The sequence below is a fragment of the Rhizobium centroccidentale genome (genome assembly GCF_030182565.1).
Taxonomy (GTDB): Bacteria; Pseudomonadota; Alphaproteobacteria; order Rhizobiales; family Rhizobiaceae; genus Rhizobium.
This window is the reverse complement of the sequence record NZ_JAQJCG010000001.1, coordinates 156,960-172,690: the sequence shown is the minus strand read 5'-3', so window position 1 is coordinate 172,690 and position 15,731 is coordinate 156,960. Positions and strand designations below refer to the sequence as shown.

The 15,731-nt window shown below is 61.1% G+C and carries 15 protein-coding genes; 9 read left to right on the top strand and 6 right to left on the bottom strand.

Annotated elements, in window-relative coordinates; genetic code table 11:
* Nucleotide 1: 1 nt before the first annotated feature.
* The 3 genes from PH562_RS00800 to PH562_RS00790 all read right to left on the bottom strand — a co-directional run bounded on the left by PH562_RS00800 (nucleotide 2) and on the right by PH562_RS00790 (nucleotide 5,093).
* Entirely contained in the window at nucleotides 2–751 is a 750-nt protein-coding gene (locus PH562_RS00800; protein WP_285170967.1) for a response regulator, read from the bottom strand.
* Nucleotides 752–864: 113 nt separating this feature from the next.
* The gene (locus PH562_RS00795; protein ID WP_285170965.1) at nucleotides 865–4,014 is read right to left on the bottom strand and encodes an efflux RND transporter permease subunit; all 3,150 of its coding nucleotides are present in this window, start codon (nucleotides 4,012–4,014) and stop codon (nucleotides 865–867) included.
* Complete coding sequence (locus PH562_RS00790) at nucleotides 4,014–5,093, bottom strand: efflux RND transporter periplasmic adaptor subunit (protein ID WP_285170963.1); 1,080 nt, start codon at nucleotides 5,091–5,093, stop codon at nucleotides 4,014–4,016. Before PH562_RS00790 ends, PH562_RS00795 begins: the two co-directional genes overlap by 1 nt.
* A 192-nt stretch (nucleotides 5,094–5,285) precedes the next feature.
* Here PH562_RS00790 and PH562_RS00785 point away from each other — a divergent pair, with 192 nt between their 5' ends.
* Both PH562_RS00785 and PH562_RS00780 read left to right on the top strand, forming a co-directional pair.
* Nucleotides 5,286–5,969: a response regulator gene (locus PH562_RS00785; RefSeq protein WP_285170957.1), complete on the top strand. Its 684-nt coding sequence runs from the start codon at nucleotides 5,286–5,288 to the stop codon at nucleotides 5,967–5,969.
* Between the two features lie 2 nt (nucleotides 5,970–5,971).
* Nucleotides 5,972–7,300, top strand: coding sequence for a HAMP domain-containing sensor histidine kinase (locus PH562_RS00780; protein WP_285170952.1), 1,329 nt, complete (start codon nucleotides 5,972–5,974; stop codon nucleotides 7,298–7,300).
* Nucleotides 7,301–7,418: 118 nt separating this feature from the next.
* Here PH562_RS00780 and PH562_RS00775 read toward each other — a convergent pair whose 3' ends face one another.
* The 3 genes from PH562_RS00775 to madL form a co-directional block, all read right to left on the bottom strand.
* Nucleotides 7,419–8,087: a GntR family transcriptional regulator gene (locus PH562_RS00775; RefSeq protein ID WP_069614115.1), complete on the bottom strand. Its 669-nt coding sequence runs from the start codon at nucleotides 8,085–8,087 to the stop codon at nucleotides 7,419–7,421.
* Between the two features lie 253 nt (nucleotides 8,088–8,340).
* On the bottom strand, nucleotides 8,341–9,105 hold the full coding sequence (madM, locus tag PH562_RS00770) for a malonate transporter subunit MadM (RefSeq protein ID WP_113232473.1): 765 nt from the start codon (nucleotides 9,103–9,105) through the stop codon (nucleotides 8,341–8,343).
* 13 nt (nucleotides 9,106–9,118) lie between these two features.
* A complete protein-coding gene (gene madL / locus PH562_RS00765) occupies nucleotides 9,119–9,541 on the bottom strand; it encodes a malonate transporter subunit MadL (RefSeq protein ID WP_095439008.1) in 423 nt (140 codons plus the stop codon).
* A 174-nt stretch (nucleotides 9,542–9,715) separates the two neighbouring features.
* Between madL and mdcA the strand changes: the two genes are divergently transcribed.
* The 7 genes from mdcA to PH562_RS00730 are packed head-to-tail and all read left to right on the top strand — an operon-like array spanning nucleotide 9,716 to nucleotide 15,705.
* Nucleotides 9,716–11,365, top strand: coding sequence for a malonate decarboxylase subunit alpha (mdcA, locus tag PH562_RS00760; RefSeq protein ID WP_285170942.1), 1,650 nt, complete (start codon nucleotides 9,716–9,718; stop codon nucleotides 11,363–11,365).
* Between the two features lie 9 nt (nucleotides 11,366–11,374).
* Nucleotides 11,375–11,686 (top strand): malonate decarboxylase acyl carrier protein, encoded by a 312-nt coding sequence (mdcC, locus tag PH562_RS00755; protein WP_285170941.1) that lies wholly within the window; start codon nucleotides 11,375–11,377, stop codon nucleotides 11,684–11,686.
* A complete protein-coding gene (locus tag PH562_RS00750) occupies nucleotides 11,683–12,594 on the top strand; it encodes a biotin-independent malonate decarboxylase subunit beta (protein ID WP_285170939.1) in 912 nt (303 codons plus the stop codon). Before mdcC ends, PH562_RS00750 begins: the two co-directional genes overlap by 4 nt.
* Entirely contained in the window at nucleotides 12,581–13,303 is a 723-nt protein-coding gene (locus tag PH562_RS00745; RefSeq protein WP_285170937.1) for a biotin-independent malonate decarboxylase subunit gamma, read from the top strand. Before PH562_RS00750 ends, PH562_RS00745 begins: the two co-directional genes overlap by 14 nt.
* A complete protein-coding gene (gene mdcG, locus PH562_RS00740) occupies nucleotides 13,296–13,937 on the top strand; it encodes a malonate decarboxylase holo-[acyl-carrier-protein] synthase (RefSeq protein ID WP_285170935.1) in 642 nt (213 codons plus the stop codon). Before PH562_RS00745 ends, mdcG begins: the two co-directional genes overlap by 8 nt.
* Nucleotides 13,934–14,788: a triphosphoribosyl-dephospho-CoA synthase MdcB gene (gene mdcB, locus PH562_RS00735; RefSeq protein WP_285170932.1), complete on the top strand. Its 855-nt coding sequence runs from the start codon at nucleotides 13,934–13,936 to the stop codon at nucleotides 14,786–14,788. Before mdcG ends, mdcB begins: the two co-directional genes overlap by 4 nt.
* Nucleotides 14,785–15,705, top strand: a complete 921-nt coding sequence (locus tag PH562_RS00730) for an ACP S-malonyltransferase (protein ID WP_285170931.1) — start codon at nucleotides 14,785–14,787, stop codon at nucleotides 15,703–15,705. Before mdcB ends, PH562_RS00730 begins: the two co-directional genes overlap by 4 nt.
* Nucleotides 15,706–15,731 lie beyond the last annotated feature (26 nt).

The following is a 15,731-nucleotide window of genomic DNA, read 5'->3' as shown; positions in this document are numbered from 1 at the left end:
GTCAGATGAGAACTTCAGGTTCAAAATCTGAGACGATCGCGGCTACCGCGACCGTCAGCTGATAACCGCCATTGCGGATCGTTCTGAATATCGGCTCGTCGGCCGTTTCGCCGAGCTTGCGGCGCAGCCGGCTGATCAGAACATCGATCGAGCGGTCGGCTGGATCGCGGTCACGTCTCTGTGTCAGGTCGAGCAGTTGATCACGCGACAGCAGCCGGCCGGGACGCTCCAGAAAGGCCCTGAGAAGATCAAATTCGGCTCCGGTCAGCGCGATCGGCTCGCCGTTGCTCCTTGTTATCCGGCTACGCTGCGGATCAAGTATGATGTCCGCAAACTGAAAACACTTCGCCTGAGACGCCGGTGGCGCTCTAAAATTCATGCGACGCAACACGGCACGGATGCGCGCCGTCAACTCGCGAGGATTGAACGGCTTGCAGAGATAATCGTCGGCGCCGATCTCGAGGCCGAGGATACGATCGATGTCCTCCTTCAGCACTGTCAACAAGATGACGGGAACCCGACTGTGATGGTTCTGCAAATCGCGGCAGAGATCGAGACCCGATCCGTCGGGCAGCATGACCTCCAAAATTATGAGATCGGGAGGACACCGAGCAAGAATCTCCCTGCACCCATGAAGATTGCTTGCCGTCCTGACGCGGAAGCCTTGGTCGCCAAGGTGTTCGCTCAGAAGGTGGCGAATCTTGTCGTCGTTATCAACGACCAAGATATCGGGGACGATCGTTAAACTCATGAATTTCCTCTATCGCCAATCCGGCTATCGCGGTCATTGCCGACGCTCAAACTGATGATCGCCAAGAACTGCCGAAGACCGCGGCTCAAGCCGCGGTTCTCCGGAAGCGACGGTCAGCCATGACCATGTCCGCGCCGTGCATGATCGGGCCGGAATGCAACGGCTCCGCGGTCCACGGGCGCAGGAGCTTCTGTGGCACTTTCGGGGGATAGGCCGATCCGACGCAGGAGCCGCTTCAGGACTGTTTCCAGGTCATCGACGAAGGTGAAAATGACGGGGATGACGATGAGGCTGAGCAGCGTCGACATCGTCACGCCGCCGATCACGACGATCGCCATCGGCTGACGGAAGCTTGAATCGCCGCCCGTCAGGCTGAGGGCGACGGGAAGCATGCCCGACGCCATGGCAACGGTTGTCATGACAATCGGCCGCGCGCGCTTGTGACATGCATCGATAAGCGCGTCGAACCTGGACATGCCTTGCCGTCGCGACATGATCGCATATTCGATCAGCAGGATGGAATTCTTCGTCACCACGCCCATCAGCATAAGCAACCCGATGACGGCCGCCATCGAGAAGCTGATTCCCGTCAGCACCAGTGGCAACAGCGCACCTCCAAGCGAGAGCGGCAGGGCCATCAGAAGCGTGAGCGGCTGCAGGAAATCGTGGAACAACAGGACGAGGACCGCATAGATGCAGAAGATGCCGATCGCCATGGCAAGGCCGAAACTCTGAAACAGCTCCGAGCTGCGCTGCAACTCCCCCTGCTCCACCAGCGTGACACCCTGCGGCAGATGCTTGAGCGCCGGCAATGCCTGCGCCTCGCGGTTGACGTCGCCCAGAATGCGGCCGTTGAGCTCGACGGAAACCGTGACATTGCGCATGCGGTCGATCCGGTCGATCTCCGAGGGACTGCCACCGATGCGGATGTCGGCTATCGATCCGAGATCGACGCTGCCATTCGTCCCCACCACACGCATATTCCTAATATCGTCGAGATTGGTGCGCGTTTCCGGCGAGAAACGAACGACGATCGGGATCTGACGCTGCGGCAAGGTGAGCTTCGGCAGATCTGAGGAATACTCCCCGTTCGTCGCCACGCGTACGGCGCTGGCGATCGCGTTGGACGTTATGCCGAGCGCGGCGGCGCGTGCAAAATCGGGCGTAATCTGGATTTCAGGGGCTTGTCTGGCCGCCGTCGATGTGACCGCGCCGATCCCCCGAAGCGTGCGAAGCTGTTCCTCCAGCGCCGTGCCCGCGCTGTCGAGCACGCCGGCGTCATCACCGGCAAGAGTGATTTCGAGCTTGGTGCCATTACCACCACTGCCAACCTCCACACGTACTCCCGGAAGGGCCGACAGTGCCTGCCGGATATTGTTCTCGATTTCCGACTGTTTTCGATCCCGCTCGGAGATCGGCGTCAGGACGACCACGATCGTCGAGGAGGCGACATCACTCGTGGAACTGCTGTCGATCCCGCCACCGGAAGATGAAGAACCAACCGAGGAGAAGACATGCGTGACATCAGGCAGCTCGCCAACAATATCGGCGGCCTTGCGGGTCATTGCAGCGGTCTGCTGGATGGTGGAGCCGGGTTGCATCGTCAGCGTGATCTGCGTACGGGCGTCATCCGAAGCGGGCAGGAAACCGGACTTCAGGAAGGGAATGGTCGAAAGCGAAAGCCCGACGATGACAACCGTTATCGCAACGGTGGTCTTTCTGTAATTCAGGGCAGCCTTCGCGATCCTCATATAGGTGCGCATGATGCGGCCGTCCTTCTCCTCGGATGGATAGGCCTTCATGAAATAGGCCGCCATCATAGGCGTCAGCAGGCGAGCGACGACAAGAGAGGCAAGGACCGCGACCGCAGCGGTAATCCCGAACTGCCGGAACAGAAGCCCCGGAATACCGCCCATGAAAGCCGTCGGCAGGAAGACCGCAACGAGCGTAAAGGTGGTTGCGATGACGGCGAGGCCAATTTCGTTGGCGGCCTCCATCGCGGCATCGATCGGCCGCTTGCCCATTTGCAGATGGCGGGCAATGTTTTCGATTTCGACGATGGCATCGTCCACGAGGATACCGACCACCAATGATAGGGCAAGCAGCGTGATGATGTTGAGGCTGAAACCGGCAAAATACATGGCGAGAAATGTCGGAATCACCGACAAGGGCAGCGCCACCGCCGACAGAATTGTCGCGCGCCAATCCCGAAGGAAAATCCAGACAACGACGATCGCGAGGATGGCGCCCTCGTAGAGCATGTGCATCGAGCCATGGTAATTCTCCATGATCGGTCCGATCGTGCTATAGGCCTGATCGATTTGCACATTGGAATGAGCTGCGGTGAATTTCTTTATCGCCACATCAACAGCTGCAGCGACCCCGCTATCTGAAAAGCCTTTCGAGCGCTTGATCTCGACCGCCACGATCGGTTTGCCATCGAGATAGGCCATCGACGTTCGAGACGCAAAACTGTCCCTGACCGATGCGATATCGTCGAGACGCACGGCTTGCCCGTTTGCCAACGGAATCCTAAGCGCCCTCAGCGCTTCGACGGACGGGAGGTTTCCAAGCGTTCGCAGGGTCTGCCGCGCTTCCCCGATTTCGCCAAGACCGCCCGACGTATCGGCCTGCACGGCCTTGAGCTGCGACGACACGGTCGCCGCGGTAACCCCGAGCGATGCCATGGTCGATGGATCGAGATCCACATGAACTTCACGATCTATGCCGCCAATACGGTTGACCTGACCGACCCCCGGCACCGATAGCAGCGCCTTGGTCAGATCGTTGTCGACGAACCAGGACAACTCGGTCTCGTTAAGATTGGTCGAGCGGACGGCATAGGTGACTAGCGCGGAGCTTTGGACGGTGCTCTTTGTGACACTCGGCGTCTCCATTTGCGCCGGCAAATCTGCTTTGACGCTATCGACGGCATTGCGGACCTCGTTGAGAGCCGCCTCGCTGTCCTTGTCCAGTTTGAAGGAGACCTTGATCGATACGGTGCCGTCGGTGATCGTCGTCGTGATGTGATCGAGATAGCTCAGCGTGGCAAGACTGTCCTCGATGGTGCGGGCGACTTCCGTCTCGAGCTGCGTCGGTGCAGCACCATCGAGCGTAGCGGAGATATTTATGGTCGGAAGATCCATGTCCGGGAAGTTCTGGATCGCCAGCTGCTTGAATGCCCAGAGTCCACCGAAGCCAAGCATCACGAACAGCAAAATCGCCGGCACGGGATTACGAATAGACCATGCTGAGAAATTCATCAGTTCGTCTCCGCAATCTTGACAAGATCATTGTCCGACAGGAACGCGCCGCCCGACGTTACGACCTTTGCAGACCGGTCCAGGCCGGACACGATCTCGACCTCGCCATTGTTGCGACGGCCTGTTTCCACCCGTATCCGCCGCACCCGGCTGTCATCGCTGGCCGTGAAAACGTAATTGAGCCCGTCACGGAAAACGATCGCCGTTTCAGGAACAGTCATGGCCGGCGTCGTCCGCAGCTCTATGCTGCCCGTGACGTAGAATCCGATCCGCGGCTGCATATCTGTGGGTAGCGCGACATAGATGGTTGCGCGGCTGGTATCGGTGCTCACCGATGGCCCGACCAGCCGTACCCTGCCCTCGATCCGGCGACCGTCAGGGCCGTTGATGATGGCCTTCAAGCCTTCCGAAATGCTAGGAAGGTAGCGTGCCGACACTTCCGCCTGCCATTCGACACGCTGCTGGCGAACCATGCGAAACAACTCGGTGCCGGTGGAGACGACCGCACCGAGATCGGCTGAACGCGAGGTTATCAAGCCATCGTCCACGGCGGTAATCGTCGTTTGCCCAAGCTTGATCTTTTCGCTGTCGAGCGCCGCTTCCTCGGATGCAAGGCTTGCGGTTGCGGTCTGCTCGTCAGCGAAATATTCGGTGATCTTCTCGGCCGACAAGGCACCGGATGTGCGAAGCTGCCGCGCCCGATCCGCATTGGCCGTGGCTTTGGCAAGACTAGCCTTGGCCGTCGCCACAGCAGCTTCCTGTTTGCGAAGCTCGGCCAGAACACTGTCCTGCGATAGCCGCGCCAGCGTCTGTCCCTTCTTCACCACGGATCCGACATCGACCAGAACGTCCGTGATGCGCAGGCCACTCGTTTCCGAGGCTATGATTGCGTCCTGCCATGATTTCAGCCAGCCGCTCGCCGGGACGGTTTCAGGCCAGCTCCGCAGCTCTGGTGCGGCGAGGGAAACGGTAAGAGCGGGCGCTGCGGCCTGTTCCGCCGCGGCATTTCGGAAGGGAAGGGAAAGGAGAAGCGCAGCCGCGACGAACGCGGCTGCGAATCCTATGGACGGCTTTTTCAACAATGCATTCCTTGCGATTCCTGACAGGAGCGCGAGCTGTTCCGATCGAGCAATCGATCACAGCTCATCGGCGTCAATCAGTAGCCGAACGAATGTTAAGTGCGGTCAAGTGAGTGTTAAGTTATGTAAAACTTGGCCTGAGCACCGCCTTTATACTGTATGCGTTGCCGATATGAACGATGGACAGGATGAATGAGCAAGGTTCTTCTCATCGACGATGATGTCGAGCTAACGATGCTTTTGCAGGAATATCTCACCGAGGAAGGATATGATGTCGCAACCGACACGGATGGGCGCGCGGCTATTGCGGCCGCCGCGGCAAATACGGTCGACATCATCGTCCTCGATATCATGATGCCCCGGATGAACGGGATCGAGGTTCTGCAGCGTATCCGCAAGCTCAGCCAGATCCCCGTGCTGATGCTGACGGCAAGAGGCGATGACATCGACAGGATATCCGGTCTGAACCTTGGTGCCGACGATTATGTCCCGAAGCCGTGCTCGCCGGGCGAACTTGCGGCGAGGCTGCGTGCGATCTTGCGGCGGACGCATCAGCCGGCAGCTGCGTCGATTGACGCCGTAAAAGCAGGTCGGCTCGTGATCCATCCGGGCAAAAGAAGCGCCGAATGGTGCGGCGAGCCGCTCGAGTTGACCGGCACGGAGTTCGGTCTGCTGGAAGTCCTTGCTCGCAACGCCGGCCAGCTGGTGTCAAAGCAGGACATTTCCAAGCAGGCGTTCGGAAAGCCGCTTACGCCCTTCGATCGCCGCATCGATGTTCATATCAGCAGCGTTCGTCAGAAACTCGGCCTGCGAGAGGACGGGCAATCCTGGATCCAGTCCGTGCGAGGCTTGGGCTATCAACTGCTCGTGGATTGACCATGCCAAAACTCTTCTGGAAGTTCTTCACGATCATCTGGCTGACGCTCGCAGCAACCGTGGGCGCCGTGATAATTACAGTCAAGCTCATTCAGGCGGTCCCCTTCGCACGTGAGCTGGAACAGGACAGGCGGGCGCTCCTCGTCAACCTTGCTGCAAACATCCTGACCGAGGATGGCGAGGACGCCGCCAGACGTTTCGTGTTCACCAGCGAAAAAACGCAACCGATTGGCCTTTCCGTGTCGACGACCGCGAACGCCAATATATGCCCCCAGGAGAACGCGGCGGACACACGATCGGTTTTGAAGGACGGGAGTTGCTACCGAATTTTCGCAGCGACGCCGATGAGTTTCACCTTTGAAAACCTTGCTCCCATATTGCCGTGGCTCACGATCCTGATTTCGAGCACGATCGCGGCCGGTGCACTCGCCCGATATCTCATCCGCCCTGTCGTGCATCTGCGAAACGGCCTGAGCGCGCTTGCAAATGGCCGCTTCGACTTCCGCATCGGCGACAAGATGGCGGGACGAACGGACGAGGTCACGGCGCTCGCGCATGACTTCGATGCCAGCGCCGCGCGATTGCAGGAGCTTCAGGACGCACAGCAGCAGCTGTTTCACGATGTGTCTCACGAATTGCGCTCGCCATTGTCCCGCCTGCAGGCCGCCGTAGGGGTCCTGCGGCAGAGCCCCGCGAAACTCGATGCCATGCTGGACCGTATGGACCGGGAGGTCGAGCGCCTTGATGTGCTGGTGGGTGAAATCCTGACACTTGCCCGGCTGACCGCCACCTCAAGCATGCCGTTGAAAACCCAATCCCTCGATGTCATCGAACTCCTGAACGAAATCCTGGCCGATGCGACGTTCGAGGCCCAGACTCGCGATGTTTCGATCACCACCAGCATCGGCGGCGCATTCCCGGCTGAAGTCGAGGGGGAATTGATCTACAGGGCGCTGGAAAATGTCGTGCGAAACGCGGTCAAATATACGGATACCCGCTCACACGTAGCCGTGCTTTGCGAGATAAAGGACGGCGTCCTCACTGTTCGCGTCGCCGATCAGGGACCGGGCGTCAGGCGAGACGAGCTGGAGCGCATCTTTCAGCCCTTTTCACGCGGCAACGACGCCGTGACCGGAGACGGATACGGTCTTGGTCTTGCAATTGCCCGGCAGGCGATCGAGCGCCATGGCGGTCGCGTGTTTGCGTCACTGCCCGCTGCCAGCGGCCTTACCATTACGCTCGAAATACCTCGAAGGCCGACGAGCCACAGCAGACTGGGAAGTGCTTCGGATGCTGCTCAGTCCGCTAAAATCAACCAGCTGCGGCGGTAGCAATTCCTGTGATTGACCCGAGCTTTTAGGGCGGGATCAGATTGGGATAGATTGAGCAGCCTGCCGGATGCATCCTGAGATCCGGACAGCTTACGCGACGGTGGAATCGTTTGGCTGTTCATTCGGCTGCCTCGTCGATTTCCATATAGCGCGCCAATGCCAGAGCCGCATTCAGCATGTGCTCGCGCATGACCAGGGCTGCTTCCGTCGCATCGCCCCGGATCATGGCGCGCAGTATCGCCTCGTGCTCAAGGAATGAAGCCGTCAATCGCTTCGGTTGCCGCAGCTGAGTCCTGCGGAACGGCAGAAGTCTGGCCCGCAGCCTCATCAATTCATCAAACAGAAATTCATTATGCGCACCGCGATACAGCGTTTCGTGGAAGGACAAATTGAGCTTGTCATACTGTTCGAAGTCGTCTGCCTTCGCCGCGAGTTCGGAACGCTCATGAATTTCGGTCAGAACCGCGCGCTCCACGCCCGTTATCCGATGGGTCGCCAGACGGACGCACATGCATTCCATCTCGGCGGTCACTTCGAACATCTCCATCAGCCGCGGCAAGGTCAGCGGCAGGACGGTTGCGCCTCGCCGCGGGCGAATCTCGACCAGGCCGATCGCCTCCAGTTGACGGAGAGCGTCCCTTACCGGCGTGCGGGATGCGCCGAAGCGGCTGCTGAGCGTTGCCTCGTCCAGGCTTGTGCCGGGCCTTATGGCGCCGGAGGAAATCTCATCCATCAGCACAAGTTTAATGCGCTGACCGATCGATCCAGCTTCGTCAAATTCCGTCATTTCAAACCTTGTTTCCGATTTGGCGGGCAACAATTCAGTTTTACACCATCCAATTCGACAGATAGCAATCGATATGAAGCATCACGCCGCATCCGGCCTGTTTTGCCTGTTGGCGAGAAGGTCATCGACAACAGCCGGATCGGCAAGTGTTGAGGTATCGCCGAGCGCGCCGAATCGTGTCTGGCGTTCCCGTGCAGGATGCGGCGTCTAAGAGCCTTCTCCTGCACCGGTTCGACGGGCTTCCCATATTGTTTCAGCCGCCGGCAATCGCCCGTACGGCAAGGTAGAGGATCGAAGGCGCAACGAGGCAGCCCAGCCCCGTATGAAAGGTGGCCGTCAGTGCGCCATAGGGGACGAGACGGCGATCGGTCGCCGCCAAGCCGCCGGACACGCCGCTGACGGTTCCCATCAGGCCACCGAACACCATGGCGCTGCGGGGATTGTCGAGACCGATCGCCTTGGCCACGATCGGGGTTCCGACCATGACAAGGACTGCCTTGAAAACACCGGTCGCAATCGACAGCGCGATCACGGCCGAGCTTGCGCCCAGAGCTGCTCCTGTGACAGGTCCCACGATGTAGGTAACGGCACCGGCGCCGATCGTCGTTATGGATACGGCGTCCGTGTAACCGAAAGCGACCGCCAGCAACGAGCCGACAATGAACGGAAGAACGGTGCCGAGGCCCAGGGCAAGCGCACCGACAGCGCCAGCTTTGCGTGCTTGGCCGACATCAACCTCAAAGGCCGTGGCGACGATGGCGAAATCGCGCAGCATGGCTCCGCCCATCAGACCGATGCCACTGAGGATGGGAATATCCACCACCCCCTTCTCGCCCCCGGTCCACAGACCTGCAGCAAAGGCCGCAGCAAGCCCCAGGACGATTGCTATGGCCGAGCCGTGGACGCGGCCAAACAGGACATGTTTCGAGATGGCATTGGACAGCCACATGACCAATCCAACGATCGCAAATGCGGTGAGGAGGCTGTTGGCGGTCAAGTCATGCTTCAAGATCTCCATGGCGCGGCCTCCCTCAGACCGGATTGCCGGAGGTGGCAAGCTCACCCCTGGCCTTCGCTTCGATTTCGTCCATCGTTTCGCCTCTCTCGCCGATGCGGCTCATCAGGGCGACGGTCGCGAAACAAACGAACACCGTCACGATGCCGGCGATCAGCACCAGCGGACCGCTGCGCGCGGCCACCAGCACATTCTGTTGAGCGGCCATGGCAACGACGATTGGAATGTAGAGGGCGCCCCAGAACTCGACACCGAGTTTGAGCGGCAGCGTCAACAAGCCCCGCCTGCTCAGCCAAAGCCGCGTGGCGATGAGCAGGATCATGGCAATGCCGACACCGCCGACATTCGCCTTCACGCCAAGCGCCACCCCCAGGAGATCACCGAGAATGCTCCCCAAGAGGGTGCAAAGGGCAAGCATTGCGACACCGGAGATCATCATGAGCGATCCTCCCCGCATGCGCTTCCATAGAAATACAAGCTCAACATTTTTCCTCCTCCAATGCATACAGATAAACCGCACGACGATTTTAAAATACACGTTGTTGCTGTTTTCGCAATTGTGTGTACATTATATTTCCAGGAACACGCTCCTGCGCATACAAAGGGCAATCAAATGCTTGATTGGAATACAAAAGGTCGCGACAGGCTGGCGCGTCTCGAAGCCGGCCAGCGCTTCTCCGCCGGCAAGCTCGTCGACCCGCAGCAGCTCGTCGCCTTTCTGGAAGCGATCATGAAGCCTGGAGATCGTGTTTGCCTCGAAGGTGACAATCAGAAGCAGGCCGACCTGTTGGCCAAGGCGCTGTCCAAGGTCGATGTCGCGAAGATACACGACCTGCATATGGTGCAATCGGGTGTGGTCTTGCCGGAGCATCTCGATATTTTCGAAAGCGGCGTTGCCCGGCGGCTCGATTTTTCTTATTCCGGCCCGCAGTCGGCCCGCATCGCGCGTATGATGTTCGGCGGCCAGATCGAACTGGGTGCGGTCCACACCTATCTGGAACTCTTCGCCCGCTACTTTATTGATCTGACGCCACAAGTCGCGCTGATCGCCGCGGTCAGCGCGGACAAGGCGGGAAATCTCTACACCGGGCCGAATACGGAAGACACGCCAACGGTCGTGGAAGCCACAAGCTTCGGCAAGGGACTGGTCGTCGCCCAGGTGGGCGAGATCGTCGATCGCGTGCCGCGCGTCGACATTCCCGCCGACCAGGTTCATTTCGTCGTGGATGCCAAGCGGCCCTTCTATGTGGAGCCACTGTTCACGCGCGATCCGGCGGCGATTACCGAAACGCAAATCCTGACGGCAATGCTGGCGATCAAGGGGCTGTATGTGCCCTATGGCGTGCGTCGTCTGAACCATGGGATCGGCTTCAACACCGCGGCCATCGAACTGCTGCTGCCGACCTATGGCGAACGACTGGGATTGAAGGGCAGGGTCTGCACGCACTGGGCACTGAACCCTCATCCCACTCTGATCCCCGCCATCGAGGCCGGATGGGTGGAGCAGATCCATTGCTTCGGCTCCGAAGTGGGCATGGAAGACTATATGCGGGCCCGCCCCGACATTTTTTTCACCGGGCCTGACGGCTCGCTGCGTTCCAATCGCGCCTTCTGCCAGACCGCCGGCCTCTATGCCTGCGACATGTTCATCGGCTCGACGCTGCAGATCGACCTTTCCGGCAACAGTTCGACCGTGACCGGCAGCAGGGTCGCCGGCTTTGGCGGCGCCCCCAATATGGGATCGGACGCGCGGGGCCGGCGCCATCCGAGCGAAGCCTGGCTGCGTGCGGGCCGCGAAGCCGACCCCGCCGCAGCTACCCCTGCCCTGCGCCGGGGCCGCAAACTGGTCGTCCAGATCGGCGAAACCTTCGGCGATGGCATGGTGCCGATGTTCGTCGAGCGTCTGGCCGCCCTGGATCTGGCCGACAAGCTGCAGCTCGATCTGGCCCCCGTGATGGTTTACGGTGATGACGTGACCCATATCGTGACGGAAGAGGGGATCGCCAATCTGCTGCTGTGCCATGACGGGCAAGAGCGGGAACAGGCGATCCGCGGCGTTGCCGGTTACACCGAAGTCGGCCGTGCCCGAGACCGCAAGATGGTGGAGCACCTACGTCAGCGCAAAGTCATCCAGCGTCCCGAAGACCTTGGAATTGATCCCTTGGATGCCGATCGCAGCCTGCTGGCTGCGCATTCCATCAAGGATCTGATGCTTGCCTCCGGCGGCCTGTACAGGCCGCCTTCCCGGTTCCGCAATTGGTAGGCCACCGTCATGGAAAATCTGCTTTACGAATTGAAATCGACGCAGACCGGCGGAACCCGCGCCGTGGCTCTGGTGGGCGTCGTCGCTTCGGGCAACCTCGAGATATTGCTTGAACGGCGGGAGGCGCCCGGCCGTTGCGTCATCGAGATCGCGACGCCGGCCCATGGTTTCGCCGAGCTTTGGGCGGCAGTCACCGAGGATTTCGCGGCGCGCGCTGCTGCCGGCGGTCTGCGCATCACGATCAATGACGGCGGCGCCCGGCCGGACATGGTGGCGCTACGCCTGGCCCAGGGCGTGCGGCTGATGGAGAAGCCAGAATGACCGATCCCCGCACGCTGCGCCGAAGCTGGTATGAAGAATCTGCCCGTGGCCGGCTGCTGCATCTGCTCGATGCCGACAGCTTCACCGAATTCCTGGGCCCGGAACGACGGGAGACGAGCCCTCACCTTTCACTCTTCGATTTGCCCCGGCAGTTCGACGATGGCATCATCGTCGGAGCCGGCCGCATCGACGGCCGCCCCGTACTGGTGGCCGCCCAGGAAGGGCGCTTCATGGGCGGCGCCATCGGCGAGGTGCACGGGGCCAAGCTGACGGGCCTGCTGCATGCTGCAGCTAAGATGCGGCGGGATATCGTCATTCTCTTCGACACGGGCGGCGTGCGCCTCCAGGAAGCCAATGCCGGTGAATTGGCAATCTCCGAGATCATGCGTGCCGTACTGGACGCGCGATCCGAGAGTGTGCGCGTCATCGGTCTTCTTGGCGGCCGGGCGGGCTGCTATGGCGGCGGCAGCCTGATTGCCGGCTGCTGTTCGGCGCTCGTCATTTCCGAGCAGGGTCGTTTATCCGTGTCCGGGCCGGAGGTCATCGAGACGAACAAAGGCGTGGAAGAATTCGACTCGCGCGATCGGGCACTCGTCTGGCGAACCATGGGCGGCAAGCATCGCTACCTCATTGGCGGGGTTGATGTCTTCGTCGAAGACGATATCGCCGCCTTCCGGGCCGGTGCGATTGCCGCGCTGCAACGGCCAGCCACTTTGGACCTGACGGTGCTGCAAGCAGAACAGACGCGGCTCGAACATCGATTGCGCCATTTTGGCGATGCCCATGATGCCATCGAGATATGGGCGCGGCTGCATGTTGACGACCCCGGGCAAATACCGGAGCGGGACATCGGGGCGTTCCTCACCACAGCCAATATCCATCGGGAGAACGCCGATGCAGCTCGCTGATATCCTGTCCTCACTCTTTCCCGCCGGCCATGAGATAACGCAGGCGGATGGGCTCGTTACCGGCTGGGGCCGGTTGGACCAACAAAACCGGATCGATCTGATCGGCGTTACCGACAAGACCTATCCAGGCGTCGATGAGGCGATAGCGCTGGCCGGGCATATCCTGTCAGTCGCGCGGCGGCCGGACAGCTCGCCCCTATTGTTCCTGGTCGACTCCGGCAGTCAACGCATGAGCCGGCGTGATGAACTGCTGGGTCTCAGCGAGGCACTGGCGCATTTAGCAAAGGCCCTGTGGCAGGCTGAGCATGCGGGACACCGTACGATCGGCCTTCTCTATGGCGGCAGCGCTGCCGGCGCCTTTATCGCTACCGCGCTGGCCTGCGGATCGCTTGTTGCTTTGCCCACGGCCTGGCCCGAAGTCATGGACCTACCATCCATGGCTAGGGTGACCAAGCTGCCGCTCACCACCCTGAAGGAAAAGGCCGAGACGACGCCCGTTTTCGCGCCCGGCCTCGATAATCTGCTTGCAACCGGCGCGATAGCGGAAGTCTGGGATCCGGCCACCTCCTTGAACGCTCAACTTGCCGCACTTCTTACCAAGCCTGTTTCGCGTGATCTACGCGCGCAATGGGGCGCTGATCGGGGCGGCCGACTAAAGGCTGCCATGATTGCGGCCGAAGTAGAACGGCTGGCTTTGCTCCATGGTTGATGTTGCCGCCCTCCGCCGCCACGATCTTGCCTATGTGCGCTCCGAAGCCTGGCCGGGCCTGCTCCATGGACAGATCAAGGGCGAAATGGAGCCCGATCTGATGGCTTGGGCGGCGTTGGGGCGACCAGCAATCTTCCGTCGTCGGACCTGCAGCGACGCGGCGGACATCGTGCCCCTGGGGCTGCCTCTTCCTCCGGGCATGGGACGCAAACGGCTTGCCCTCGCCTGTCCGCCCGCTGCCGTGATACGGACCACACCTCCTCCTCTATTAAGGGATGCGCTGCCCGCGGCGCCGGCGCAATGGGGCCCGGCCATTGGCGCGCTTCTGGAGTCAGCCCCCTCTTGTCGCTGTTTCGGAAGTTTGGCTTGGCAATACCTGACCGGCCTCTCCTATCTGACCGATACTTCCGATCTCGATCTTCTGGTCGAGTGCCGCTCGGACGCCGATGCGATGCAAGTAACGGCGTTGCTGAATGATATTGCCGAATGCGCGCCGATGCGGATCGACGCCGAATTGATCACGCCTTCCGGCACGGCCGTCCAGTGGCGGGAATGGCTGTCGGGAAATCCGGAGATCTTGATCAAATCCCATATCGGATCGGCCTTGATTGCGCGGGAGGCGCTCTTTGCATGACGTTTCCGTTGCTGGCTGAACGATGCCCTGTCATCGTCAAGCATTGCGATCCCGGGCTGATCGGGCGGTATGCCGCACAAGCGCTGATCCTGGAGGTAGAGACCTGGCCCAAGCCTGGATTGGTCAGCCATATCGACAACGGCGCTCATGCCGATATGGATGCGGATCTTCTGCGCCTGAGCGCCCGGACGCTGGAGCCATTCTTCATCGCGCTTGCCGAGGCCGGCGCCATGGACATGGGCATGGATCGCCTGCGGCAAATCGGCATTGAGGCGGAAAAGGCAATGCGGGATGCGACGGCAGGGGTGAATACCCATCGCGGCGCCATCTTCGGCCTCGGCCTGCTGGCGGCGGCGGCCGGCCTGGCGGCGACCTGTGCCTGGCAGGCACCGCTCGGCACCCTTGTCGCACAGCGTTGGGGACGCGACATCCTCAAAAAGGCGCCGGAGCACGACAGTCACGGCGGCATCGTGGCGCGACGCTACCAGGTCGGCGGTGCGCGGGCCGAGGCGGCCGCCGGTATGCCATGCGTCTACGATATCGCCCGTCCGGCGCTTGCCGAAGGGCGTCGCCTGGCCACGGGTGACGAAGAAGCCGCAAGGGTTCATGCCTGCATGGCTCTGATCGCGGTGGTCGACGACAGCAATCTGCTTTATCGCGCCGGCCCGGAAGGGTTGAATTTCGCGCGTGAGAAGGCCCGCGCCTTCCTGGCTGATGGCGGGGTCGCGCGCGCGAACTGGCGATGGGATGCCAAGGCTATTCACCAGGCGTTCGTGGCGCGCAATCTCAGCCCGGGCGGTTGCGCCGATCTCCTTGCCATGGCGCTGTTTACCGAGGTGTTGGAATCGTGACCCTTGCGCTGCTGTGTTCGGGCCAAGGTCACCAGAGCCGGGAAATGTTCCGGCTGCTGGCGGCAGAATCCGAAGCACAGCTCGTTTTCGAAGCCGCGACCGCTGTGCTGGGGACGCACCCAACGGAATTCTGCCGGACCGTACCCGAAGCCGCGTTGCACGCAAACCGCGAAGGTCAGATCCTGTGCGTGACGCGTGCGCTTGCGATTGCTCGCGCCCTTTTCCCGGCCGGCGCGCCAAGCGAAACGATGGTGGCCGGTTACAGCGTCGGTGAAATGGCGGCGTGGGGGGTGGCTGGGATCTGGTCGCCCATGGACACTTTGAGGCTGGTCGATCAGCGGGCGCGGGAAATGGACGCTGCCGGTGGGCCGGATGACGGGCTTGGCTATGTGCGTGGTTTGCCAATGGCGGCGGCGCAGGAGCTTGCCGATCGTTTCCACTGCGCCATCGCCATCGTGAACCCCGTTCTCCTGTTCATCCTCGGCGGCGCCAGGCAATCGATCGATGCCCTATGCACCGCCGCGCTGGAAGAAGGTGCGGCACGTGCTGCGCCGATGCCGGTGCATGTCGCCTCCCATACACCGCGGCTCGCCGGTGCGGTGGCACCGTTTGACAAAACTCTCGCTTCGGCCGTCATGAGTCGCCCGGCGCTGCGCCTCATGACTGCCAACGGTGCCACGCTTGTTGTCGATCCGGAACGCGCCCGCGGGGGGCTTGCGCGGCAACTGGCCGAGAGGATCGATTGGGCAAGCGTGATCGAAGCCTTGGCCGAACGTGGCGCAACGACGATCCTCGAACTGGGGCCGGGTCGAGCCCTGGCGGAGATGGCAGGTCTCGCGCTACCTGGGGTAAGAGTGCGTGCAGTCGACGACTTTCATAGCCTCACAGGGATTAAAGCCTGGCTGGCTGCCGACTGAAACCAAAGTCTTCTCGCTACCACCGA